At 58.8% G+C, this 23850-nt stretch carries 20 protein-coding genes; 14 read left to right on the top strand and 6 right to left on the bottom strand.

The annotated features are described in order from the left end of the window. Window positions 1–46: 46 nt before the first annotated feature. Window positions 47–2458, bottom strand: a complete 2412-nt coding sequence (locus LT85_RS00545; protein WP_052134451.1) for an alkaline phosphatase family protein — start codon at window positions 2456–2458, stop codon at window positions 47–49. 230 nt (window positions 2459–2688) lie between these two features. Between LT85_RS00545 and LT85_RS00550 the strand changes: the two genes are divergently transcribed. Then, the gene (locus tag LT85_RS00550; RefSeq protein ID WP_052134452.1) at window positions 2689–3159 is read left to right on the top strand and encodes a hypothetical protein; all 471 of its coding nucleotides are present in this window, start codon (window positions 2689–2691) and stop codon (window positions 3157–3159) included. A 135-nt stretch (window positions 3160–3294) separates the two neighbouring features. Further along, the gene (locus LT85_RS00555; protein ID WP_052134453.1) at window positions 3295–4557 is read left to right on the top strand and encodes a hypothetical protein; all 1263 of its coding nucleotides are present in this window, start codon (window positions 3295–3297) and stop codon (window positions 4555–4557) included. 23 nt (window positions 4558–4580) lie between these two features. Here LT85_RS00555 and LT85_RS00560 read toward each other — a convergent pair whose 3' ends face one another. Further along, window positions 4581–5378 carry a class I SAM-dependent methyltransferase gene (locus tag LT85_RS00560; protein ID WP_081991864.1) on the bottom strand — a complete coding sequence of 266 codons (798 nt, stop codon included), beginning with the start codon at window positions 5376–5378 and terminating at the stop codon, window positions 4581–4583. 261 nt (window positions 5379–5639) lie between these two features. Between LT85_RS00560 and LT85_RS00565 the strand changes: the two genes are divergently transcribed. From LT85_RS00565 to LT85_RS00600, 8 genes are all read left to right on the top strand, one after another. Continuing rightward, window positions 5640–6779, top strand: a complete 1140-nt coding sequence (locus tag LT85_RS00565) for a branched-chain amino acid ABC transporter substrate-binding protein (RefSeq protein ID WP_038494563.1) — start codon at window positions 5640–5642, stop codon at window positions 6777–6779. A gap of 49 nt (window positions 6780–6828) precedes the next feature. Then, on the top strand, window positions 6829–7533 hold the full coding sequence (locus LT85_RS00570) for a helix-turn-helix transcriptional regulator (RefSeq protein WP_301280488.1): 705 nt from the start codon (window positions 6829–6831) through the stop codon (window positions 7531–7533). Between the two features lie 88 nt (window positions 7534–7621). After that, window positions 7622–8254, top strand: coding sequence for a glutathione S-transferase family protein (locus tag LT85_RS00575; RefSeq protein ID WP_038484039.1), 633 nt, complete (start codon window positions 7622–7624; stop codon window positions 8252–8254). A 50-nt stretch (window positions 8255–8304) separates the two neighbouring features. Further along, on the top strand, window positions 8305–9576 hold the full coding sequence (locus LT85_RS00580; protein WP_038484042.1) for an ATP-binding protein: 1272 nt from the start codon (window positions 8305–8307) through the stop codon (window positions 9574–9576). Then, window positions 9573–10130: a response regulator transcription factor gene (locus LT85_RS00585; protein ID WP_253273633.1), complete on the top strand. Its 558-nt coding sequence runs from the start codon at window positions 9573–9575 to the stop codon at window positions 10128–10130. The genes LT85_RS00580 and LT85_RS00585 overlap by 4 nt, the downstream gene beginning before the upstream one ends. 188 nt (window positions 10131–10318) lie before the next feature. After that, window positions 10319–12004 (top strand): aspartate-alanine antiporter, encoded by a 1686-nt coding sequence (gene aspT / locus LT85_RS00590; protein WP_038484044.1) that lies wholly within the window; start codon window positions 10319–10321, stop codon window positions 12002–12004. A 62-nt stretch (window positions 12005–12066) separates the two neighbouring features. Then, the gene (locus tag LT85_RS00595) at window positions 12067–13722 is read left to right on the top strand and encodes a bifunctional aspartate transaminase/aspartate 4-decarboxylase (RefSeq protein ID WP_038484047.1); all 1656 of its coding nucleotides are present in this window, start codon (window positions 12067–12069) and stop codon (window positions 13720–13722) included. 141 nt (window positions 13723–13863) lie between these two features. Next, window positions 13864–15546 (top strand): phospholipase D-like domain-containing protein, encoded by a 1683-nt coding sequence (locus tag LT85_RS00600; RefSeq protein ID WP_052134454.1) that lies wholly within the window; start codon window positions 13864–13866, stop codon window positions 15544–15546. A gap of 48 nt (window positions 15547–15594) precedes the next feature. Here LT85_RS00600 and LT85_RS00605 read toward each other — a convergent pair whose 3' ends face one another. After that, entirely contained in the window at window positions 15595–16866 is a 1272-nt protein-coding gene (locus LT85_RS00605) for a cytochrome-c peroxidase (RefSeq protein ID WP_038484050.1), read from the bottom strand. Between the two features lie 205 nt (window positions 16867–17071). Between LT85_RS00605 and acpA the strand changes: the two genes are divergently transcribed. Further along, window positions 17072–19222 carry an acid phosphatase gene (gene acpA, locus LT85_RS00610; RefSeq protein ID WP_038484053.1) on the top strand — a complete coding sequence of 717 codons (2151 nt, stop codon included), beginning with the start codon at window positions 17072–17074 and terminating at the stop codon, window positions 19220–19222. 98 nt (window positions 19223–19320) lie between these two features. Here the strand turns inward: acpA and LT85_RS00615 are convergent, their stop codons facing one another. From LT85_RS00615 to LT85_RS00625, 3 genes are all read right to left on the bottom strand, one after another. Further along, window positions 19321–20310 (bottom strand): pyridoxamine 5'-phosphate oxidase family protein, encoded by a 990-nt coding sequence (locus LT85_RS00615; RefSeq protein WP_052134455.1) that lies wholly within the window; start codon window positions 20308–20310, stop codon window positions 19321–19323. Window positions 20311–20366: 56 nt separating this feature from the next. Then, complete coding sequence (locus LT85_RS00620; protein ID WP_038494575.1) at window positions 20367–21002, bottom strand: glutathione S-transferase family protein; 636 nt, start codon at window positions 21000–21002, stop codon at window positions 20367–20369. 162 nt (window positions 21003–21164) lie between these two features. After that, window positions 21165–21734: a TetR/AcrR family transcriptional regulator gene (locus LT85_RS00625; protein WP_038494578.1), complete on the bottom strand. Its 570-nt coding sequence runs from the start codon at window positions 21732–21734 to the stop codon at window positions 21165–21167. A gap of 145 nt (window positions 21735–21879) precedes the next feature. Here LT85_RS00625 and LT85_RS00630 point away from each other — a divergent pair, with 145 nt between their 5' ends. From LT85_RS00630 to LT85_RS00640, 3 genes are all read left to right on the top strand, one after another. Next, the gene (locus LT85_RS00630; RefSeq protein ID WP_038484056.1) at window positions 21880–22296 is read left to right on the top strand and encodes a MarR family winged helix-turn-helix transcriptional regulator; all 417 of its coding nucleotides are present in this window, start codon (window positions 21880–21882) and stop codon (window positions 22294–22296) included. Window positions 22297–22436: 140 nt separating this feature from the next. Then, the gene (locus LT85_RS00635; RefSeq protein WP_038484059.1) at window positions 22437–22700 is read left to right on the top strand and encodes a hypothetical protein; all 264 of its coding nucleotides are present in this window, start codon (window positions 22437–22439) and stop codon (window positions 22698–22700) included. A 129-nt stretch (window positions 22701–22829) separates the two neighbouring features. Then, window positions 22830–23825 carry an alginate lyase family protein gene (locus LT85_RS00640; protein ID WP_052134456.1) on the top strand — a complete coding sequence of 332 codons (996 nt, stop codon included), beginning with the start codon at window positions 22830–22832 and terminating at the stop codon, window positions 23823–23825. The last annotated feature ends 25 nt before the right edge of the window (window positions 23826–23850 follow it).

A 23850-nucleotide genomic window follows, 5' to 3' on the forward strand; every position in this document is an offset into this window, starting at 1 on the left:
GGGCCGAGCGACTCTACCTGAGCGGCTCTGCCCCGTTTGAAGGCGCTTAGAAGTTGAACATGGCCATCAGGTCGCCGATGGCGGTGGTGTTGACCGGACGGTACTGGTCGGCTGCGACGCTGACCGGATTGGGCAGGTTGTCGCGGCTGCGTGGCGACAGCGGCGGCAGGCGCCAGTTGCGTTCGATGAATTTCGTCACCGACGAATGGTCGTAGTAGGTGTGATCGATAAAACCGGTACGGGCATACGGCGATACCAGCAGGAATGGAATGCGCGGACCGTCGCCGAAGAAATCGACGTTCTGGATATAGCCGCTGTCGAAATGGCCGCCGCCCTCATCGGTGGTGACCAGGATCGCGGTATGCGCCCACAGTGTTGGATTGGCCTTGACCTTGGCGATCAGGTCTTGCAGGAAGGCTTCGTAGCGGGCCGGCGCAGAGTAGCCCGGATGGCCGCTGTCGAGATTCTTCGGCACGACGAACGATACTGCCGGCAAAGTGCCCTTGGCGACATCGCTATAGAACGTGGTCAGGCCGGCCAGGCTGGATTTCAGGTTGCTGTTCATGACATTGCTGGATGCCACCAGCGGGTCGCCGATGGCGTTGTACTGCGCGAACTGGGCGACCGACACCGGAAAACCGAACGAGACGGCATCGGCGGTCACGTCGGAAATGTCGCGGCCTCCGGTATACCATTTCCAGGCGACGTTTTTCTTGGCCAGGCCTTCGGCGATGGTCGGCACGGTTTGCGGCGGATAGTTATAGTTGTTGGGACCGATCGGCTGGATGTTGCCGTTCATGTCGTAGCCTGGATTGTAATTGTTGACCAGGTAGTATTTGCCGGCGTCGCAATTGCTCTTGACCTTCTTGCCGTTGAGAAAATTCAAGATCGGGGCGACGCCGGGCTGGCTGGCGTCCGAGCAATTGACGTAGGAGCCGCCCTGGTAGCCATCCTGCGAATAAAAATTCGGAGTTTGCGCCAGCGGGTTCGGATTCTCGATCTGGTTGGCCGGCGGCGTGCCTACGGCGCCGCCGTTGTTGAAATAAGGCAGGTCGGCGGTGGCGATGGTGTAGAAGTTGGCGCCGGTGCCGCCCATGATGCCCTGGTGATAGTTATCGCTCAGCGCATATTGCTGCGCCAGCGATTTGAAGAAAGGCGCGTCGCCGCTAGCCATGTTGAGGAAGCCCATCAGCTCGCCGCCCTGCCCTGGATTGCTCGGCGTGATGCCCTTGGTATCGCCGCCCTGGCCGACCGTCGCCGCCACCCAGGTAAACAAATCCAGCTTGGAATTGTCGCCGCCGGTCTGTTGCCACATTTGGAAGAAACGATGCACCGGATCGCCCGTTTGGGCGCTGGTCGCCGTCCCGTAGGGTACATATTTGGTCAGCTGGAACGGGCCGCTAGGCAGGTTGCCCGGGAAACGGGTATCCGGCACTCCGCCTGGATCCTGGAAGGTTGGCGGTGCAAGTTCGCCGATCGCAGTCGGTTGCGGCAAGGTGGCGTAGGCAGTCGAGCGCGTCGGGTTGATCGTGTAGGCGGTTTGGGTTGCACCCTGGTTTTGCATGGCCAGGCTGAAGTTCGGGCCTGGCGTGCCGTCGGCGTTGATGATCCCTTGCGATAGCAAATTTTTCACGGTCTGGCCGCTTGGCGGCTGGTACGCACCGAACACCGCATCGAAGGTTTGGTTTTCGCCGACGACTACGATGACGTTCTGGATCGGCGTGGTGGTCGGGCCGTTGTTCAGCGCCACTACTGACTGGATCGCTGTTGCCGGCAAGGAGCCGCTGACATTGCCGGTAGGCGGAATCGTCAGCACTGCGCGATTGGCGTCGGCGCCCACCGCAACCTGACCGGTGTGGACGGTAAAGCGGGTCAGGTCGAACAGGTTGTCGAGCGGATCGCTGGCGACCGCCTGATACGTTGTACTGCCGATCGGGTCGGCGGTTTCGCTGGCGGGCACGCCCAGCGCGGTGAATAGCGCTTGCAGCGGCAAGGAGACATCGCTGACGGCTTGTGCAATGCTGGCAGAGCTAATTTTCGCCGCGCTGATTTGCGCAGGAGTCGGGTTGCCGCCAGGGACCAGGCCCAGCACGCGCTGGGTTACCAGCGAAGTCAGCGGATTCAGGTTGGCTTGTATTGCGTTGCCGCCATTTGGATTGATGACCGAGGACAAAGTGGCGGCGCTGCCGTCGGCGTCGTTAAACGGTGCGGTGAGGATAAATGGTCCGGTGCCTTTCAGCGGCAGGGTGAATTTGCCATTGCCATCGGTTAATGCCGTCTGCACGTTCTGGCCGCTGCTGTCGGTAATCGTAATAGTCACGCCCACCAGCGCCTTGCCTGTCGCTGCGACGCCGCTGACCATAGCGGTTCCGCCGTTGAACGAGTTGCCGCTACCGCCGCTGCAGCCGCACAGATAGACCAGCGTCGCGCAAGCCAGCGCCAGGGAATGAGGTTTCATGGATTATCCTGTTATCAGATGGTTGAGTAATCAGGCTGAAAGGCAAGCGCGATGGGCGTGTGCGGCGTGCATTTGAGCAAATTTTTATTGTCGCAACCATATATGACTGCCTGATGTCAGAACGCGTTAAGGTTTGCGAAAAACAACAAACCGTTTAGAGTAGATCGTCCCTTGCTCTGGATTAATTATTGTGTTGCATGTAATTGCCAAGTGGAAATAAAAGGTAATCTATGAAAATGTCTCCGTTGCCCTTGCTGCTGCTTGCCTTGCTGGTTTCCGACAAGGTGCTGGCCGACGATATGTCGATGTCGATGGTTGACATGCTGTCAGATAAGGACGTGATGCAAGCTGCCAACGCTTGTTTGTCCAGGCATCCGAAAGGCGACAATATTTTTGTTGAGAACGTCTATCCGATGAACCGCGGTCTGGTGGGCGTCGTCACCGCTGACAGCTCCGGCCGCCGCTATGATTGCAGCGCCGATCTTGGGACTGGAAAAGTGCGCAGCAGCGAGCCGATCATCGAGCCGCGAGGACCTTTGTTCGTGTCAGTGCGCCAGATGTCGGCGCCGCCAAAAGGAGAATGTTTTATCAGCAATCCGGTGGTGATCGGCAGGCAATTGCAAGGCTGGTTGCTGATGCAGACCGGCAAATGCGGCGGGGTTTCCTGGGACGGTATCGCCGCCGCCGTGAAAGGACCATGAGAAACGACCTGCCAGTTGCAAGGAAGGCAATTGAATTCCGTTAAAATAACGCCAATATCCGCTTACAACCTGTACGGCCATTTTTATCACCGGCCGGCGCCGCCAATATCCTCCAATAAGGTTCGCCTAACCAATATGTCTTCTCTCGACGAAATCACCACTTTCTACGCCGCATATCAGCGAGAGACAAACATCAGGACAGCGCTCGAGTTTATCGACAAACTCCGCCTTGCCGGCAAGGCGGAAGATGCTATCGACCTGGCGTTGAAATGGTCGGATAAAACGACTGAACCGATAGCGCGTGCGCAACTGGCTTATTTCATGAGTTGCCTTGGCATGTTTGCGCCGGCAGAGCGTATTCTGGAAGAAGTGCTTCCGCAAGTAGAATCGGATGACGATACGTACTATCAGGTCCGGTTGGAACTGGCGGTCGTGAAATATTGCCTGGGGAAATTTCATCAGGCGCACGTGCTGCAACGTCCGCTGTACGGACCAAGATGGGGTGAAGTGTGGAGTCGGCTGAGTTCGCACAATCGCGACAACAGTTGGTTTTTGCGTCATAAGGACAAGGTGCTTTACGATCAGCCTGTGGCAGGCAAAACCATCTTGATCGGTGCCGAAGGTGGAATTGGCGACATGCTGCAATTGTCCCGGTACGTCAAAAGATTGCAGCAAGAAGGAGCCGCGCTGATTTATTGCTCTGCGCCGCCGGCGCTTCAGAGCTTGATGGTCAATAGCGGGTTGCCGATTGTTGTCGTCGACTACGCGACCAGCCAGATGGTCGAATGTGATTTCTTTACCTCTTTTTTCGCGTTGTTCACCCGCTACCAGCAGAGTCCGTACTTCCCCGTCATGGAAGAAGATTATCTGGCGCTCTCTGCCAGTCATGTTTTACCCGGCGAGCTTCAGGAAAAGCTTCGCCGGCACAACAGCGGCAAGCGCCGGATAGGGCTGGTCTGGCGTAGTGAAACGCGAGTACGTCATGAACCGTACCGATCGATGGATCTGGCAGCGCTGGCGCCGTTGCTGGCAAGCGTAGACGCCGATTTTTTCTCGCTGCAAGTCGGTGCCTTGAGCGAACAGGAAAGAATGCTGATGGCGCAGTATCGAATGGTAGATTTGGCGCCGCATTTGCAATCGTTCGAAGACAGCGCGCATGTGCTGGAGCAGCTTGATCTGCTGCTGTCGATTGATTCAGCGCCGGCGCATCTGGCCGGGGCCCGCAAGCGGCCGGTGTGGTTGATGCTGGCACGGGCCAGCGACTATCGCTGGTACGATTGCCAGCGCTTCACGCCATGGTATTCCTCAATGCGCCTGTATCGCCAAGCTAAACTCGGCGACTGGCAGTCGGTAGTTGCCGCCATGATCGCCTCTTTGTCAGATCGGGATCCTGCTTAGTTTTAAACTCACTCGGCTTTATTTCAGCTTTGTCCATGACCTGCCGTCGCCGACGGCAGCTCCGGGACTTCATCCTGAGCCGGTATGAACGGCTTCAGCCATTCAGCGACATGCGGGCGGTACATTGCGTGCAAGCCATCGTTGAAACTGTGTACGCGCAGCGCGAAATGTGTCGCCAATGCGGTCAAGGCCGGCAATGTATAAAATGAAATGTGACCGTTGCGAGGCGCGCAATACCACCAGTTATGCAAGCCATCGTCGACTATCTGCTGCGGGCAGAGCAAGGTGCTGAATAGCAGGGCACCATCCGGACTCAAGAAACTGTTGATATCCTTGACGAGGTCCAACGGGTCGTGCACGTGCTCGAATACTTCGAAGCAGGTAACCATATTGAACTGCCGTTCAGGGCGTTGGGTAGAGGAGAACGGATCGAAACTGGCTACTGAAGCAAAGCCGTTTTTCCCGAGGATCTCGGTCATCATGCCCATGCCGGAGCCGTAGTCGAGCAGGCTGATCTGCTCCTTCATGCGACCCATGTTGTTCATGATCATGTCGGCGTTGGACTGTGGCCGTGAGCCCAGGTAATCCGGATCATGGCGCACGTAATCGTCGTTATAAATGTGAGCGGCAAAGTCTTCGGTCCGCCATTTGTCGAGCGCCCGGGTGAAGGTAAAGCCGCAACTGCCGCAGCGGTAAAAGTACACCGGCCAGCCCGCATAGGGATCGATTTTTTTCCCCGCATGGACATCGGCGCCGCATCTGGAAAAATCAACCAGGCCGGCCAGCGTAGATGTCTGGCCGCAGCATTTGCATGCGGTCATTTCTGGAACCCTGTTGCACTCGTATGGATTGTGATTCATAACGGTGGCTACCTTGAAAATGGTGGTGGCGGGACTACCTGTATCCGGTTGTCATTATAGCGATAAACACAATGCCGCTTTTAGGTAGAATCCATGGGTAAACAAAATTACTGAAGCCATTGCCGAAGCCGCCGCCAGGCGACAAATCCGCATAAAACGTGGAGCTGTTGGCGCAAGGCGGGGATAATGCTGTACTTCAGCCACTTGAACCCGGGAGAGAAAATGCAGATCAATGCCAAAAACACGTTGCTGGCCGCCGCAATGACCTTGACGATGGCGACTGCCGTGCAGGCGCAGGAGCAGGTTGTGAAGATCGCTCACGTCGGTCCGATCACAGGTCCGGTCGCACACGTCGGCAAGGACAATGAAAACGGCGCGCGCATGGCGATCGACGATCTCAACGCCAAACATCTGGTGATCGGCGGTAAAAAGATCAAATTCGTGCTGCAGGCCGAAGATGACGGCAGCGACCCGAAGCAGGCGACCAGCGTCGCCCAGAAACTGGTGGATGCGAAAGTGGCGGCGGTGATCGGCCACCTGCAATCCGGCACCTCTATCCCCGCTTCGAAGATCTATTTCGATGCCGGCATCCCGCAGATTTCGCCTTCCGCTACCAGCGCCAAATATACCGAGCAAGGTTTCAACACTACTTTCCGCGTGGTGGCCAACGATTCCCAGCTCGGGGCAGCGATGGGACGCTATGCGGCCAAGGTCCTGCACGCCAAGAAGGTCGCGGTCATCGATGACCGTACCGCTTACGGCCAGGGTCTGGCGACCGAATTCCTCAAGGATGCCAAAGCCAACGGCGTCGATATCGTCTCGACTCAATACACCAACGATCGCGCCACCGACTTCAGCGCCATCCTGACCGCCGTCAAAGCCAAGCAGCCCGACCTGATTTTCTTTGGCGGCATCGACGCCAGCGCAGGCACCATGCTGCGGCAAATGCGCCAGCTCGGCATCACCGCCAAGTTTATGGGCGGCGATGCGATCTGTACCGCAGCGTTGCCACGTCTGGCCGGCGAGGGTTTGCTGGATGACCAGGTGTATTGCGCGATCGCCGGTGGGGTTGAAAACCAGGCGCCGCTGGATGCCTTCAAGGCCGCCTACAAGCAGAAATACAATGCCGACATTGTTCAGTACGCGCCTTATACCTACGACGCCGTGATGATCATCGCCAAGGCCATGCAAGAGGCGAATTCGGTCGATCCGAAACAATATTTGCCGAAGCTGGGCAAGATCCAGTACACCGGCGTCACCGGCAAGATCGCGTTTGACGACAAGGGCGATATCAAGAACGGCACGTTGTCGATTTACACCTTCCGCAACGGCCAGCAGGTTTTGCTATCGTTGACCAAGTAAGGCCCACCGTTTAACGCCGCCGGCGCGACGGGACTATCAGGAGGCGATATTGGCACAGGCAGCAAGCCGCACCGGACGCTTGTTCATGCTGATGGATGCATTGCGCAGCTATCGGCGGCCGGTGACCGCCGCTCGGCTGGCTGAGGATTTGTCGGTCTCGGTGCGCACTATCTATCGCGATGTGCAGACCCTGATCGAGCTCGGCGCGCCGCTGGAGGGCGAAGCCGGGCTGGGCTATGTGCTGCGCTCCGGATTTTTCCTGCCGCCGCTGATGTTCAACGAGGATGAGCTGGAAGCGTTGGTGCTGGGCGCGCGCTGGGTCCAGCGTCAGGGCGATGCCGGCTTGACGCAAGCGGCCGCCAACGCGCTCAGCAAGATCGCCACCGCTTCACCGGCCGACCTGCGCGACAGCATGGCCAACATGGGTTTGTGGGCCGCCAGCTGGCAGCAGGAACCGGTTCACCACCTGGCGCTGGGGCCGATCCGTGAGGCGATCCGGCGTCAGCATAAACTCAGCATCAACTACAGCGACGAGCACGGCAGCGCCACCGAACGCCTGATCTGGCCGGTTGCGCTGGCTTTTTTCGAGGGCAAGCGACTGCTGATCGGCTGGTGTGAACTGCGTAGCGGATTCCGGCACTTCCGCTGCGACCGGATCGCGTTGCTGACAGTGACCAGGCAGCGTTACCCGCAGCACCGCAATGTGCTGCTGCAAACCTGGCGTCGTGAAAACCAGTTCGCCGAAGAGCAATAACAAAGACTTGTCATAACACTACTGACACAGACTGTCAGCAGCCGGGGACTAAGATGCTTCATCGCTTCAACCACCCGGAGATTCCAGCATGCGCCTCTATCACCATCCCATTTCAACGAATGCCCGCCGCGCCGTCATGACCGCGCATCATTTGCAGCAACCGGTCGAGCTGGTGCTGTTGGATCTATCCAGCGGGGATCAGCGCAAGCATCTGCTGAGCATTAATCCGAACGAGAAAATCCCGGTGCTGGTGGATGGCGACTTCATCTTGTGGGAATCCTGCGCCATCATGCAATACTTGGCTGACAAGACCCCGGGCCAGACCGTCTATCCGACCGAATTGCAGGCACGGGCTGACGTCAACCGCTGGATGTTCTGGTCGGGCCAGCACCTGGCGCCGGCGATCGCAATCTTTTACTGGGAAAATTTCATAAAAGACCTGATCGGCGCCGGCCAGCCGGATCCGGTGGAACTCAGGCGCGGAGAGGTCGATCTGGAATCGTTCGCCACGGTGCTGGACGGCCATCTGGCAGGACGCCAGTGGGTGTGTGGCGGCGGCCTGACCCTGGCGGATTTCTCCATCGCTGCGCCGCTGATGGCGGCTGGTCCGGGCCGGGCGCCGCTGGCGCAGTACCGCCATCTGCAAGCCTGGTTCAGCCGCGTGCAGGAGCTCGACGCGTGGCGCCAGACCGAACTCGATGCAGAGCTGATGGTTGCCTGAGGAAATAGCAATCCGCCAAGATCCAGCGCTGGCAAGGATATAATCCGGCGATGGACCTACCCCCGATCTTCAGCATCCTGCCGCAACATCAGATCCTCAGCCGCCTGACAGGAATGCGCTGGATCGCCATCGTGGCGCAGCTGCTGGTAATCGCCGCGGTGCATTTCACGATCGATGTCGGGCTGTCGCGCGGTGCGCTGCAGTCACTGTTTTGCGTGATCGCCTTTCTCTGCGTTTTCAACTTGCTGAGCTGGTGGCGCATGCGCTTTGCGCGGCCAGCCGGCGATTCCGAGTTGTTCATGCAGTTGCTGGTGGATGTCACCGGCCTGTCATTGCTGCTCTATTTTTCCGGCGGCGCGACCAATCCCTTCGTCTCCTTTTATCTGCCGGCCCTAGCGGTCGCCGCCGCGATCTTGCCATGGCGACTGGCGTTCGCGCTGGCGCTGTACGCGTTTGCCAGCTATTCCTTGCTGACCTATGTCTACCAGCCGCTGCATATCCATGACAGCAGCCGAGGCATGGCCTATCACCTGGCCGGGATGTGGGTCAATTTTGCGGTATCGGCAGCGTTGATTACATGGTTCGTGACACGTATCTCCGGCAACCTGCGGCAGCGCGAGGCGCAACTGGCGCAGGCACGCGAGCGTCAGTTGCAAGGCGAACGAATGATCGCGCTGGGAGCACAGGCGGCCAGTGCTGCGCATGAAATGGGCACGCCACTGTCGACCATCGCGGTGATCGCCGGCGAGTTGCGCAATGAAGTCCGGCAGACTCCGGCGCTGGCGGCGTATGGCGCCGACCTGGCTGTCATCGAGCAGCAAATCGCGGTGTGCAAGAACGCGCTTGACCGCATGCGCGTCGATGCCGATCCGCAGTCGGTGTTGGGATCGCATGCCCTCAAAGAGTGGCTGGACAAATTCATTGATGCCTGGCGTCTGCGTTATCCGGCAGTCCATCTGTCTTTGACATTGTCGGAGCAGGATGGCTTGAGCAGCCATACCCAGGTGCTGGGCCAGATTCTGCTGACCCTGCTCGACAATGCGGCGCGCGCGGCGGCGACCAAGGCTGGCGCCGGCCGGGTGCAAGTCACGCTGGTGATTGCCGCCGCCAGCGCGTTGATCCGGGTGCAAGACAATGGCCCGGGCATCGATAGCGAACTGCTGATGCGACTCGGCTACCAGCCGGTGGCCAGCAGCGCCGACGGCAAAGGCATCGGCCTGCTGCTGGCGTTCGAGAGTGCGCGCCAGATCGGCGCCGCGATCAGGCTGAGTGCGACACCGGCAGATGGCACGATCGCCGAATTGACGGTGGCGCTGCCATGACCGGCATGACTGCCTCCGCCCTCTCTTTCATGATCCTCGACGATAACCAGGTGTTTGCCGAGACACTGGCGCGTTCGCTGGTCCGGCGCGGCTATGCCGTGACAGTCGCCAATGACGGCCGGCAAGCGCTGGCAGCGGCCAGCCGGATTGCTTTCGATCTGGTCACCATCGATTTGCAGCTGGCGCAGGATTCCGGCCTGCAATGGATCGCACCTTTGCGCCAGGCGCTGCCACAGGCGCGCCTGCTGGTGCTGACTGCCTACGCCAGCATCGCCACCACGGTGCAGGCGATCAAGCTGGGCGCCGACAATTACCTGGCGAAGCCCGCCAATCTAGACTCCATCCTGCTGGCGCTGCATCACGATGGCGCCGGAGAGGCGTCGCTGCCTGTGACGGAACCGGCAACGCCGTTGTCGGTGAACCGTTTGCAATGGGAGCACATCCAGTATGTACTGGCCCAGCATCAGGGCAATGTGTCTTCCACTGCGCGCGCCTTGAACATGCATCGCCGCACTTTGCAGCGGCGGCTCGCCAAGAAGCCGGTAGCGAAGTAAATGCATTGCGTAATGACGCAATGCATTTGATCTGGCGCAAAGCATTGGCGAATAACGGCCATTTCACCTTTCAAACGTAGATGATTTTCCTTTTGGAAATAGCAACTCTGCTATGATAAAAATTCCTTTTGGCAACTTGCCAAAACGCAATTTCCATTGTCTATGCTTGTCATGAAAGGATGTCTTTTATGGAATGGTTGCATGACCTATTCAAGAAATCTCCCGAAATAGCGTTGTTCCTGTCGCTGGCAGTCGGTTACTACATCGGCAAGATCAAATTCGGCAAGTTCCAGCTCGGCGGCGTCGCCGGATCGTTGCTGGTGGCGGTACTGGTGAGCCAGGTCGGGGTGCAGGTCGACCCGGGCGTCAAAGCAGTGCTGTTCGCTCTGTTCATCTATGCGGTCGGTTATGAAAGCGGCCCGCAATTTTTCAATTCCCTCGGCAAGCAGTCGATTCGCGAAATCATCCTGGCGGCGATCCTGGCGATCACCGGGCTGGCGACGGTGGTGGTCATGGCGCGGCTGTTCGGTCTCGACAAAGGACTGGCCGCGGGTATCGCGGCCGGCGGCCTGACGCAGTCGGCGATCATCGGCACCGCCGGCGACGCCATCACCAAGCTCGGGCTGGGAGCGGCTGAAGTGGCGCGTCTACAGGGCAATGTCGCCGTCGGCTATGCCGTAACGTATGTATTCGGTTCCTTCGGCGCCATCATCGTCTGCGTGAATATCCTGCCGAAGCTGATGGGACGCACTATTCGCGAAGATGCGATCAAGGCTGAGACCGCCTTGCAAGCCGGGATCAAGGTGCTCGGGCCGGAACAGCATGCGGCCTTGCCGGAACTGGTCGGCCGCCTGTATCAAGTCACGCAGGGCAAGATCTCGGTTGACGAAGTGGAGAATCTCGACCCGGAAACGGCCATCACGATCGAGCGCGTCAAGCGCGGCAACCAGGTGATCGAAGTCAATCCGCAGTTGCTGCTGCTGCCGGATGACATCGTCCTGGTGGTCGGCCGCCGCGAGGCGGTGGTCAGCACTTCCGGTTTCCTCGGCAAGGAAGTGTATGCGGTGGAAGGCATGGAGCTGACTATGCAGCACCGCGAAGTGGTGCTGACCAACAAGGAATTCCATAACAAGAACGTGGTGGAGATTCGTACCCAGACTGCCGGCAAGGTACGCCACGGCATCTACGTGGTGCAGCTTAGCCGCATGGGCCAGGTACTGCCGATGCAGCCGGAAACCATCGTCCAGGTAGGCGACGTGGTGTCGATCTATGGCGCTGAACAGGACGTCAAGCGGGTTGCTGACATCGTCGGCTATGTGCTGGTGCCTACCGCCAAAACCGATTTCGTCTATCTTGGCGCCGGCCTGGTGGTGGGTCTGCTGGCCGGCTTGCTGGTGGCCAAGGTCGGCTCGATTCCGCTGACCCTCGGCAGCGGCGGCGGCGCCCTGCTCTCCGGCTTGCTGTTCGGCTGGTTCCGTTCCAAGCACCAGTCCTTCGGCGCCATGCCGGTGGCGGCGGTGCAAATACTGAAAGACCTCGGCCTGGCCGGTTTCGTGGTGGTGGTTGGCTTGTCGTCCGGTTTGCAGGCGGTGCAAACCGTCAAGCAACAGGGCTTCACCATCTTCGGCGTCGGTATGGTGGTGACCATCTTGCCGATGATCCTGACCATGCTGATCGGCCGCTATGTGCTGCGTTACGATAATACGGCCATTTTCGCCGGCGCCCTGAGCGGCTCGCGCAGCGCCAATCCGGCCTTCGGCGAAGTGCTGGACAAGGCAGAAAATTCGATCCCGACCGTGCCGTTCGCCATTACCTATGCACTGGCCAACGTGTTCCTGACTTTGCTGGGACCGCTGGTCGTGGCGCTGGTTTGATCTCGTGCTTTATCTCGGATCCGCTGCGGCGGATTGACATTCATCAATAAGGAGTATCGGAAATGGATTTCAGTAACCCAGACAAACTCGCGCTGCTAAGCCCGTTTGAATTGAAAGATGCATTGATCCAGGTCGCCTCGAAAAGCGATCGTTCGATGTTGAACGCAGGCCGCGGCAACCCGAATTTCCTGGCCACGACGCCACGCCACGGTTTCTTCCAGTTCGGCCTGTTCGCCATGACTGAAGCCGAGCGTTCCTATATCTATATGGACGGCGTCGGCGGTTTCCCGCAGCGCGACGGTATCGAAGCGCGTTTCGAAATTTTCGCGAAAGCCCATCAAGGCGTCGAGGGCATCCGTTTCATCGAGGCTGCGGTGTCGTATGTGCGCGACCAGCTGGGATTGTCGGCCGGCGCTTTCATCTATGAAATGTGCGAAGCGATCCTCGGCTGTAACTATCCGGTGCCGGACCGCATGCTGCGCCTGAGCGAAAAAATCGTCGGCCAGTATATCCGCCGCGAGATGATCGGCAATCATCCGTTTGTCGGCAACTTCGACATGTATGCCGTCGAAGGCGGTACGGCTGCCATGACTTACATCTTCAACAGCCTGCGCGAAAACCATATCCTCAAGGCTGGCGACACGATCGCCCTTGGCATGCCGATCTTCACGCCTTACATCGAGATCCCGCATCTCAACGACTACCAGCTGGTCGAGCTGCTGATCGATGCGCCGCCGGAAAACAACTGGCAGTTCACCAAGAAGGAACTGGACAAGCTGCTGGATCCTAAGGTCAAGGCGTTCTTCCTGGTCAACCCGAGCAATCCGCCATCGGTCAAGATCAACGACGAGACGCTGGCGTATATCGCCGAGATCATCAAGAAGCGGCCGGACCTGATCATCCTCACCGACGATGTCTACGGCACCTTCGCCGACAACTTCGTTTCTCTGTTTGCGATCTGTCCGTACAACACCATCCTGGTCTACTCGTTCTCGAAATATTTCGGCGCTACCGGCTGGCGCATGGGTGTGGTCGCCACCCACGAACAGAATATCCTGGACGACAAGATCGCTGCCCTGCCGGAAGCGCGCCGCAAAGAACTGGACCAGCGCTACAATTCGATCACGACCGAGCCGCGCACCCTGAAGTTCATCGATCGCCTGGTGGCTGACAGCCGTACGGTCGCGCTCAACCATACGGCCGGCGTCTCGACCCCGGTGCAGGCGCAGATGACCTTGTTCTCCCTGTATTCGCTGATGGATGAACCGCAGAACTACAAGAAGTCGATGAAACGCATTGTCCTGCGCCGCAAGGAAGCGTTGTACCGGGCGCTCGGCCTGCCGTTGCCGGCGGATCCGGATTCGGTCAGCTATTACCACCTTTTGGACCTGGAAACGCTGGCCACGCAAATGTACGGTGCGCCATTCGCCAAGTGGATGGTGAAACACCTGAAGCCGAACCAGGCGCTGTTCCGGCTGGCGGAAGAAACCGGCGTCATCCTGTTGCCCGGCCGCGGTTTCGGCACGGCGCATGCGTCGGCGCGCGTCTCTTTGGCGAACCTGAACGAATACGATTATGCGAACATCGGCACGGCGATTCGCAAACTCGCGTTAGAATTTCATGCCCAGTTTGAAAAAGGGGCTGGCGGCGCCAAGGGCGTTGCCGGCGACAAGACAGGCGGAAAAGCAGCGAAGGTAGCGAAAAAATCCAAGAAATAGAGGTAAGAAGCAGAGCCAAGAAGTAGCAATATCTGTAACAGATCAATCGTTCGGCTGAGGCTGCACCACAAGGGCGCCTCAGCCGTTTTTGCGTGCCCTAGCATATTCAGCATATTAACGTGACGTAATGGAGGATTGAAAATGACGACCATTTCTGTACGAGTAATTTCAAATTGCGATGATGTCTATCTGATCTGGCAACCCGAGGCCGCCATCGCGGATTGTCTCGGCTTTGCTATTTATCGAAAACGCAACGGCGCCGCGCCGGAGTTGTTGCCCAACCGGGTTGGCTTCAGCGCCCAGCCGCAGCAAGACTACCAACCGCAGCCATCCAGCGTCTGGCCTTTCCAGCGCATTTCCTGGACCGACCACGGCAGCGAGATCGGCGACACCCTGTCATACAGGATTGTGGCGATGGTGGGCAAGCCTGATGCGCTCACTGAAGGCGTCGCCAGCGACTGGACCGCGCCGGTCAAGCTGACGGCGGAATGCGGCGACGGCATCTCCGCGCACTTCAATCGCGGCATCGTGCTGTCGCAGTTTGTCGCGCGTCTGATGAAAAAGAATAATTGGAAAGTCGCCGATATCAAGACGCATGCGGCGCTGGCGCATGACCAGTTGCGGGAATTCCTGTCGGGCGATCTGCGCGTGGCGATGCTGGACATGCTGCAGCAGGCGCAGCAGGACCACAGCGTGGAAGTCTATGCCGCCCTGTTCGAGCTGTCCGATCCGGAACTTGGCGCGGAGTTGGCAAAGCTGGGGCCACGTCTGCATTGCGTGCTGGGCAACGGTGCGGTCAAGGCTAAAACCGACGATGAAAACCTGGCCATGCGGACGCAATTGCGGGCAGCCGGCGCAGACATCATCGACCGCATGACTGCACCGGGATTCCTGGCGCATAACAAGTTTGCCGTGTTTTGTCGTAACGGCCAGCCGTACCAGGCCTGGACCGGCAGCACCAACTGGCAGCCGACCGGTCTTTGCACCCAGGTCAATAACGGCATCATGCTGGAAAACGCCGACGTCGCGGCCGACTACTTCGCCGCCTGGCAACGGCTGAAAGCGGCCGGCAATCTCAGCGACGCCACCCTGAAACAGGGGAATTCGGTGCTGCCGGTGGTCCATGCCATCGACAAGGGCAATCCTGGCGCGAACGCCTTCGCCCGCTTTACGGCTACCAACAAGAAGATCGACCTGACGGAATTGTCGCAACTGATTGCCTATGCCAAGAAAAGCATTTTCTTCCTGATGTTCATGCCCGGCAACGATCTGTTCCAGCAAGTGATCGCCAAGGGACAGTCGTTGTATGTACGAGGCGTCGCCAACACCATACCCAAGGGTAGTCCGGGCACGGTGCAGGTTGGCCTGGTCGACGGCGCAGCGCAGACAAATTTTTCGCTGGAAGTGATCGAGCCTACCGGTGTGGCGAATGCGTTTGCCTACTGGGCGGAAGAAGTGACGCGCGGTCAGTTTGGCGCCATCGGCCATGCGATCATCCATTCGAAGACGATCGTGCTCGATGCCGGTACGCCCGACGCCCTGGTCATCACCGGTTCGCATAATTTCAGCAATACCGCCAGCCAGAAAAACGATGAAAACTATGTCGTGGTGCATGGCAATCAAGCTTTGGCCGATGCCTATGTGGCCAACTGCCAGGCGGTGTACGACCATTATCGCTGGCGCAAGTACGTCGCCGATTGCGCCAAGCAGGGCAAGCAGCCATGGGACCATCTGGCCGACGATGCAGACTGGCTGGCCAAGTATGTGCAGTCGCCTTCGAGGAAAGCGACGCTCGATTTCTGGTTCGGCGACAACGGTAAATAAGAGTAAGGGTAAGGAGTAAGCAATGCGACGGTTGCCGCTCCTATTTGTTCAGGGGCGGTAACCGTCGTTGAGTGTTTTCAGGAAGGCGATGACGTCCTTGATCTCGCCTTCCGTCAGCGCCGGCTGGTCGCCCGGCTTGCGATCGAACGGTGCTTCTACATTCACGTTGCCGTGGTATGCCTCTGGCAGATCGTCAAATTTCTGTACCTTGCCGTCTTTCGCCTTCGGATACCATTTCTGCGGCTGGGTATCGCGCTGTACATAGAACCTCATCACCTGTTCCAGGCTGGTGAAGCTGCCGTTGTGGAAAAACACCTTGCGCATCGCCACATTACGCAAGGACGGCGTCTTGAACAGGCCGCAATACTCGGTCTTGTCCTTGAGATCTGTACGGTCCGGACCGCACAGGCCCATGTCGTAGTACTTCGGATCGGCATTGGCCGGGATATGTTTGTTGCGCGGCACGCCGATAGCGATCAGGCCGTAGTCGGTAAATTGCGGAAACGCGCCGCTGGGGCTGATTGCGCTGAGGTGGCAAGAGGCGCAATTGCCTTTGGCGGGATTGTTGAATAGCTGCAGGCCACGCAGTTCTTGCTTGCTGAGCTGGGTTTGCTGGCGCAGGAAGGCGTCGTATTTACTATTGTAGGGATAAAACTCGGTGGGGCTTTCCTGAAATACCTCAAGCGCCATCAAGGCCCATTTGAAAGCCTGTTCCCTGCTGTCGAAAATATCTTCGCCAAAAGTCTCGCGGAACTGCGCTGCATAAGGCGCTTTCTTTAACTTCTCCACTACCTCGGCCGGACTTGCGTTGCCCATCTCATGCGCCGACAGCAAAGGAATCCGCGCCTGGTCGTGGGTCGATGGCGCCCGGCCGTCCCAGTTGTGGCCGCCGGTCGGGCCGGCGTCGATGCTGTCGTCGCCGTCGTCATCGAAAAAATGCTCGGTGAACGCAGGTACGTTCTGTATGTAGCGCAGCGACGGCGCCGCGCGGGTCCCGATGGTGTCCATGTCTTTGCCGCCCAGTTGCACTGCCAGGTTGTTTGGCGGCCCGAAAGCATGGTCCGGACTATGGCAGGAAGCACAGGACATCTTGCCCGAGGCGGACAGCGACGGATCGGAAAACATGGTGCGGCCCAGCGCGGTCATGGCGGCCACCGACGGCTGCTTTTTCAGCGTCGGCGCGTAAGTCGCATCGGCATAGGCCGGCGCCGCCGGCTTTACGGCTGCCGCTACAGGACCGGCATCGGCATGTTGCTGGCCGCAGCCGTTCAGGAGGAGCGCGCCGATGCCGCTCAGGAATGCGATGACCGCTGGTTTCATGGTATTGGCTGGAAAGCGAGATGGTGATGGAACTGCGGCTAACGTTGTGGTTGTTGTGGTTATTTGACGGGCAAGGCTAGCACTGCTCTGTGACAGAACGATGACGAATTTTTGCAAAAAATAAATATTGATTGAAAGCCAGTATTTCACACAGCGGAAATAATCGAGGCATAGGATTGCATTTTTTATCACCCGGGGAGGGGTTATGACGCGGACCACAAAGTGGCTGCCGGCGACGGCGGCTGTAGTGACGACAGTGACATTATCGGTGGGATTGAGCGCATGCGGTGGCGGGGGCGGAGGAATTGGCGGCGATACCGGCGGAGTCACCAGCGGCCAGGTGACCGGCAGCTACTACGAAAATGCGCAAGTCTGTTTTGAAGACAAAACCAAGAAGGCGACCTGCGATGCAGCGTCGCAAGTAGTCAAGACCGGCGCTGACGGTTCATATGCGCTACGCGGCCAGGGCGCTGTCGTGGCGACCATCGACACCAGCACGGTCCATCATGAAGTGCTGGGCGACAAAGGCACTGCCGTCGCACAAAAACTGGTGTTCCGCGCACCTTTAGGCCGCAGCGCTTACGTCAGCGCGATTTCTACCGAACTGGCAGCTGCAATGGATGCCAACGGTGGTAATTTCGACGACGCCAGCAAAAAACTGGCTGCCAAGATCGGCACTGCCGAAGCCAACCTGCTGGCCGATATCAACAAGCTCGGCAGCAAGGACTTGGCGCTGCTGAAAGCGGAAGCCGCAGCAGTCAATGCAGCCATCGCCAGCGCTGTGGCGCAGGGAGGAACGGTTGATCTTGGACAGGCGTTGGGGAGCGCGCTGGCCATGAACAATATTCAAAACGTGGTGGTGATCTTTGCGGAAAACCGCGGTTTCGACAATCTGTACGGTTTGTATCCAGGCGCTAACGGTATTCCTGGCGTCAATCCGACTTCAACATCGGCCTACGTTCCGCAAAAAGATTTCGACGGCAGCACCCTGCCCGTCCTGCCGCCGACCTGGGGCGGCATGACCCTGGCTGGCCAGAGCACGATCATCACCCAGGCGCAGTCGGCCAATCTGCCGAACAAACCGTTTCAGATCGATAACGTCAACAGTCCGCTGTATATGTCGTCGGCGGTCATCACGCGCGACCTGGTGCATCGCTTCTACAACAACCAGATGCAGATCAACGGCGGCAAGAACGACAAGTTCACTGCTTACTCCGACGCCGGCGGCCTCAGCATGGGCTACTACGACGGCAGTAAGATGAAGCTGTGGAATATCGCCAAGCAATACACGCTGGCCGATAATTTCTTCATGGGCACCTTCGGCGGTTCTTTCCTGACGCACCAATACCTGATCTGCGCTTGCGCGCCGACCTATCCGAATGCTGACGCCGCCAGTTCGCCGGCCAAGAACAGCATCTCGGCCGTCAATCTGGACGCCAGCGGCAACCTGATCGGCCTGGTCCCAGGTACCGGCAACCCGACGTCGGTCCTGAACGGCGCGGCGGTCTACCAAAAGGACAGCACCCTCACGCCGAAAGATGCTGCCGGCATGTTCTACGCGGTCAACACCATGCAGCCGCCGTATCAGCCGAGCGGCAATAACGCGGCTGCCGTGGCAGCCTACGCCGATCCAAGCAAGGCCACCACCTTGCCGACGCAATCGCAAACCACCATCGGCGACCAGCTGACGGCCAAGGGTATCAACTGGGCCTGGTATGCCGGCGCCTGGAATGCCGCGTTGGCGGATGCGCCGAACGCCAGCCGCAGCGTGATCTACGGCGGCAAGATCCAGTTCCAGCCGCATCACCAGCCGTTTAATTACTACAGCCGTTTCGATCCGGCGACAGCAACCGGCGCAGCGGAACGCGCCAGCCATCTGAAGGATTTCGACGCCTCGTTCCTGCAAGATGCGGCGGCGGGCAAATTGCCCGCGGTGGCGTTCTACAAGCCGCAAGGTAACCTGAACCAGCACGCCGGTTACGCCAACGTCGCCGATGGCGACGCGCATATCGCCGACGTGATCGCCAAGCTGCAAGCCAGCCCGCAGTGGAAGAACATGCTGATCGTCGTGACTTACGATGAAAACGGCGGCTTCTGGGATCACGTGGCGCCGCCTAAGGGCGACCGCTGGGGCCCGGGCACGCGCCTGCCGACATTGCTGGTGTCGCCATATGCGAAGAAAGGATTTGTCGACCATACGCAGTACGACACGGCCTCGATCCTGCGTTTCATCACGCATCGCTATTCGCTGCCGGTGCTGGCTGGCATCACGGCGCGCGACAAGGCGCTGGTGGCCAATGGCGGAAAGCCGATGGGCGACCTGACCGGCGCTTTGATGCCGGTACCGCAGGAGTAATTCAGTAATTTATCGTTAGTTCCGCTCAGGAACGACGATTGGATGGAGCATAAAGAAAGCCGGCGGCCTTGGAAAAGGTAGCCGGCTTTTTCACATCGTTACCAGGAACCCATGGGCGCAAGGAACGGTGACTGTTCCGCCGCGCTCCAGCGCAATGGCAGCGAACTTTCCACCCGTATCGCCTGCTCTACATGGAAGCGCAACAAGCGCTCTACCCCCTTGAATGCGATGACTTCCGGGCCGTCCCAGATCAGCTCTGCAGTCACCGCCAGATACAGCAGATCGCCGCTGACGAAATCGATGAACAGCAGGCCGGCGCGCGCATGCTCGACCAGGTTGCCGATGGTGTTGAAGTAAAAATTTCCGACGAAGTCCGGCACGGTCAGCGTCTTCGCGTCATCGATGCGGACAAAGCCTGGCTTGCCGCCGCGGTGCGAGACGTCTACGCCGTAGCCATTGCCCTGCCCTTCGCCGCCCGCTACGGATTTATCGCCCAGATATGCGGTGGCGATAAAGAAAGTGTCTGCCGCTTCGATCAGATCTTGCATGGCGCTGTCGAGTTCGCTGGCGCGGTGGATCACCGGCGTGGCGATGTCCGTCCCGGCGGCCAGGCTCGGCCGGCGCGCCTGGATGTACTTGGGACAATTGCCGAAGCTCTGCTCGACTTTCACGGTCCATCCGTCTGCACCCCATTTTTCAATTTTGCCGTTCATGCGGTTGCGGCGTCGGGTGTGGGGCTCGATGCCCAGCAAACCGATGGCGGCGTTACCGGCCAACGTGTGTTGCAGCGGATCGGCAGCCAGCAAATGCGCATGGACTTCCAGATGTTCCGCATCCGGCGACGTCACGAAGCCGGGTGCGCCGGTGACGATCGACGCCCACGGTTGTTGCTGCCGGTCGACGCTGCCGACGATCATGAACGGCAGCTGGCTGAAAAATTCGCGATGCTGGTCAGGCATGCTGCTGCGGATGAACTGGCTGCGCGCCGCCATTTTTTCCAGTACGCCGGCGCGCTGCTGCACGGCCTGTTCACCACGATGAAATACCGATTTTCCGGCACCCGGGTCAATCGTTTCGGGGTTGATCATGATTGCTCACCTCATCATATGGTTAAGCGAACTGCCCGCCTCGGACCCTCGTGTATTCACGCGGCCAGCTGCTGGCTGGCGCGCATGGGAACGAAGCCTGGCAGCGCTTCGATCCGGCTCAGCCAGCGTCGGATATGCGGATAGCCGTCCAGCGCAATGCCGCCCTCCGGCGCATGCGCGGTGTAGCTATATGTCGCAATGTCGGCGATCGTGACGTGAGAACCGGTCAGGAACGGTTGATCGGCCAGATGCGGCTCCAGGATCCCGAATAGCCGGATGGCGGTGGCGTGCGCAGCATCACGATCCAGCGGCACGCCAAACAAGGTGGCCATACGGGCGCTGGCGGGACCGCGGTAAATCTCGCCGGCTGCCAATGACAGGAAGCGCTGCACGCCGGCGGCGCCAAGCGGATCGCGTGGCAGCCAGCTGGCGTCGGCGTATTGGCTTGCCAGATAGACCAGGATGGCATTCGAATCGGCCAGCGTGACCGTGCCGTCTTCAATCACCGGTACCTGGCCAAACGGATTTTTCGCCAGGAATTCCGGCTTTTTCTGATCGCCGGCGCGTAGATCGACATCGATCATTTCATATGGCAAGCCCAACAGCGACAAGAACAGTTCGACGCGGTGGGCGTGGCCCGAAAACGGCGAGCGATAAAGACGAATGGGCTGGCTTGGGTGGACGGCTGGCATGGCAAATCTCCTGATGGGATTGAATTGGATGCTGACTACATGCGGCACGAACACCACGAAAATGATGCGCGTTTTTGTACCGAACAATCGGTACAATACAAAGCGAACACGCACCTGTCAAGGAAAAATCTGAAAAACCGTTGTTAAAGCCAGTCTGGAAAATCAGGCGGCAGACTCGCCGAGAAGGATACCGGGGAAATTCTCAACCATACGCATGAACGGGCCGTTGCTGCCCAAGGCACGCGACACCACCAGCGAGCCCTGGATCGCTATCACGGCATTTTCAGCGCGTATGGCGGCGTCAACCTTATCGATGCCGGCATCCTCGGCCAGTGCTGCTAGCAAGGCCATCAGGCTGCGCATGCGGCTACCCAGATGCTGCTGGAACAGCGCACCGGCCTCGCCGATGGTGAAGACATCGGTCAGGCAAGGCGTCATGCCGTTGGCGTAAAACTCCGCCAGCTTGCCGGCGAATTGCTGCGCACGGACAGCAGGCAATTCACTGCCGGTCAAGGTAGGCAGTACATTGTGGGTGACCCAGGCGCCAACCGACGCCATGGCTGCGCTGGCCATGTCTTCCTTGCCGTTTGGAAAGTAATGGTACAGGCTGGAGCGGCCCAGCCCGGTAGCGTCCGACAGGCGCGACAGGCTGCTGCCTTCGTAGCCGAAGCGGCGGAAAGCGGCCAGGATGCGTTCAATGACTTCGTCGCGGGTAAGTGTAGGGCTAGCCATGGTGATTTGTACCGAATGTTCGTTGTTATCAATGTAGTGCCGGAATGCCAAAACAGCAAGCACGCAGTGCGCGAAAAGATAAAAACAACAGGCTTTATATAAAATAATGATTGCCTAGCTAACTATAGCTGCCTACACTTCTTTCATGTTTGATCACTGTCTCTATTTCAATACCACCGCGCTGGCGCGCATCGTCGAGCGCGAGTGGAACGCTGCCTACCGGCCATTCGACTTGACTGCGCCGCAGGGTTTTGTGTTGCGTACTGTGTTGCGGCGGCCGGGTTTGCTGAGCAGCGAAGTGGCTGATGTCTTCGGTATCGCCAGGCCAACTGCGACCCGTTTGTTGGATGCCTTGCTGAGCAAGCAACTTATCGAACGCCGACCCTCGGCGGACGATGGCCGTGAATGGAATATCTTTCCCACGGCCGCGGGGTTGGCGCTGGATGTGCCTATCAACGCCGTCAGCGCAGAAGTGGCGCAGCGTTTGCGGGCGCAGGTTGGCGACGACCGTTTTGATGGCTCGATCGCGGCCCTGCGTGGTATCCGGGAAAGCATCCGCTGATGCCGCGCTGATCCCGCCTTCCTGAAGACGGCTTGCGCGTCATGCAAGTGAAAGATGCGACAGAAAGCAAATGCGCCAGCGTGGCGCATTATTTTCGCCATTTAGTTGTTTAGCTAACTTCTTTTCGACAAGGAACCGCCATGCCAGCCATTTCGGAAAATCAGCAGAAAACTACGCCTCGTTTCACCGGATATGCAAAATACGCAACGCTTGTCCTCGCACTCTTGTTGTTCGGCATCTTTTGTTACTTGCTCGCCGGATCAGATGCGTCCACAGTGCAGGAGGCTTGCATCGCGGCGCATGCCGCCGAACAAGGCATCGACCGGCAGCAACTGAGCAGCGAGGCGCGCCATCAATCTGCGCTGGTTGCCATACTGTCGTCCTGTACAGGCATGGCGCCATAAAATTGCAACAAGAAGATACATCGGAAGTAGGCCGCGCGAGCCTGTGTTTAAATTCCCGGGTGGGTTGGCATTGCGCAGGAAGCGCTGCCGCCGCATTGTTTTTTTCAACGCACATTTCGAGGAAGCCGCATGCCGCGCCGACTATTCCAATTGATGCTGCCGCTGTGTCTGTGTCTGTGCAGCGGCAGCGCTTTAGCTGCATGTCCTGATGCGCCAGCAGGTTTGCGTGATATCGAAGCAAACGGTTACTACTCGGATGCGCATTATTCGATCGTCGATCCGGTACTTAAGGCCAAGAATGAAGCTGCGGTGAAGCCGTTCAGCGATTATCTCGCCAACGTTAGCGCCAACGCTGACCGCTATATCGCCAACGGCGATAGCGCCGCCGGTCAATGCGCATTGAAATGGCTGGACCGCTGGGCGGTAGATGGCGCGATGCTGGGCAAGGTAGTCAGCAGCCAGGCGCAGTACGAGCGCAAATGGACCTTGGCCGGCGTGGCGCTGGCCTATATCAAACTGCGGCCGTTGGCCGAACCGTCGCAACGCACGCATATCGATGCATGGCTACCGCAGTTGGCGGATGCGTCGCTGGCGTTCTTTGATGATCCCAGGCACAAGCGCAACAATCACTACTACTGGGTTGGCCTGGCAGTGATGGCGACCGGGGTCGCCACCGGCGATACGCGCTACATCAATGCCGCCAGCAAGATCTATGACAGCGCACTCAACGACATCGGCGAAGACGGCAGCTTGCCGCAGGAGTTGAATCGCGCCGGGCGGGCGCTGGCTTATCACAATTACGCGTTGGCGCCGCTGGTGATGATGGCGGAACTGTCGCGGCTCAACCATGACGACTGGTATCAGCGCCGGCACAAGCGGCTACAAAAGCTGGCGCAGCTGGTCCTGAGCGGCATCGCCGACCCGGCCTGGTTCGTCGAAAAAACCGGCGCCCAGCAGGAGATACCGAAAGGCGGGATACTCGGCTGGATCGCATTCTACCGCCAGACCGCGCCGGAACTTACCGCGCAATCGCAAGAATTGATGGTGCAAGCGCCTTTCCGTTATGCCCAGTTAGGCGGCAATCTCAGCGTACTGGCAGAGAAACATTTTTTTGAACAGCCATGAGTGCGCCGCGATCCTGCTTGAATCT

It is taken from the genome of Collimonas arenae (genome assembly GCF_000786695.1).
GTDB lineage: Bacteria > Pseudomonadota > Gammaproteobacteria > Burkholderiales > Burkholderiaceae_D > Collimonas > Collimonas arenae_A.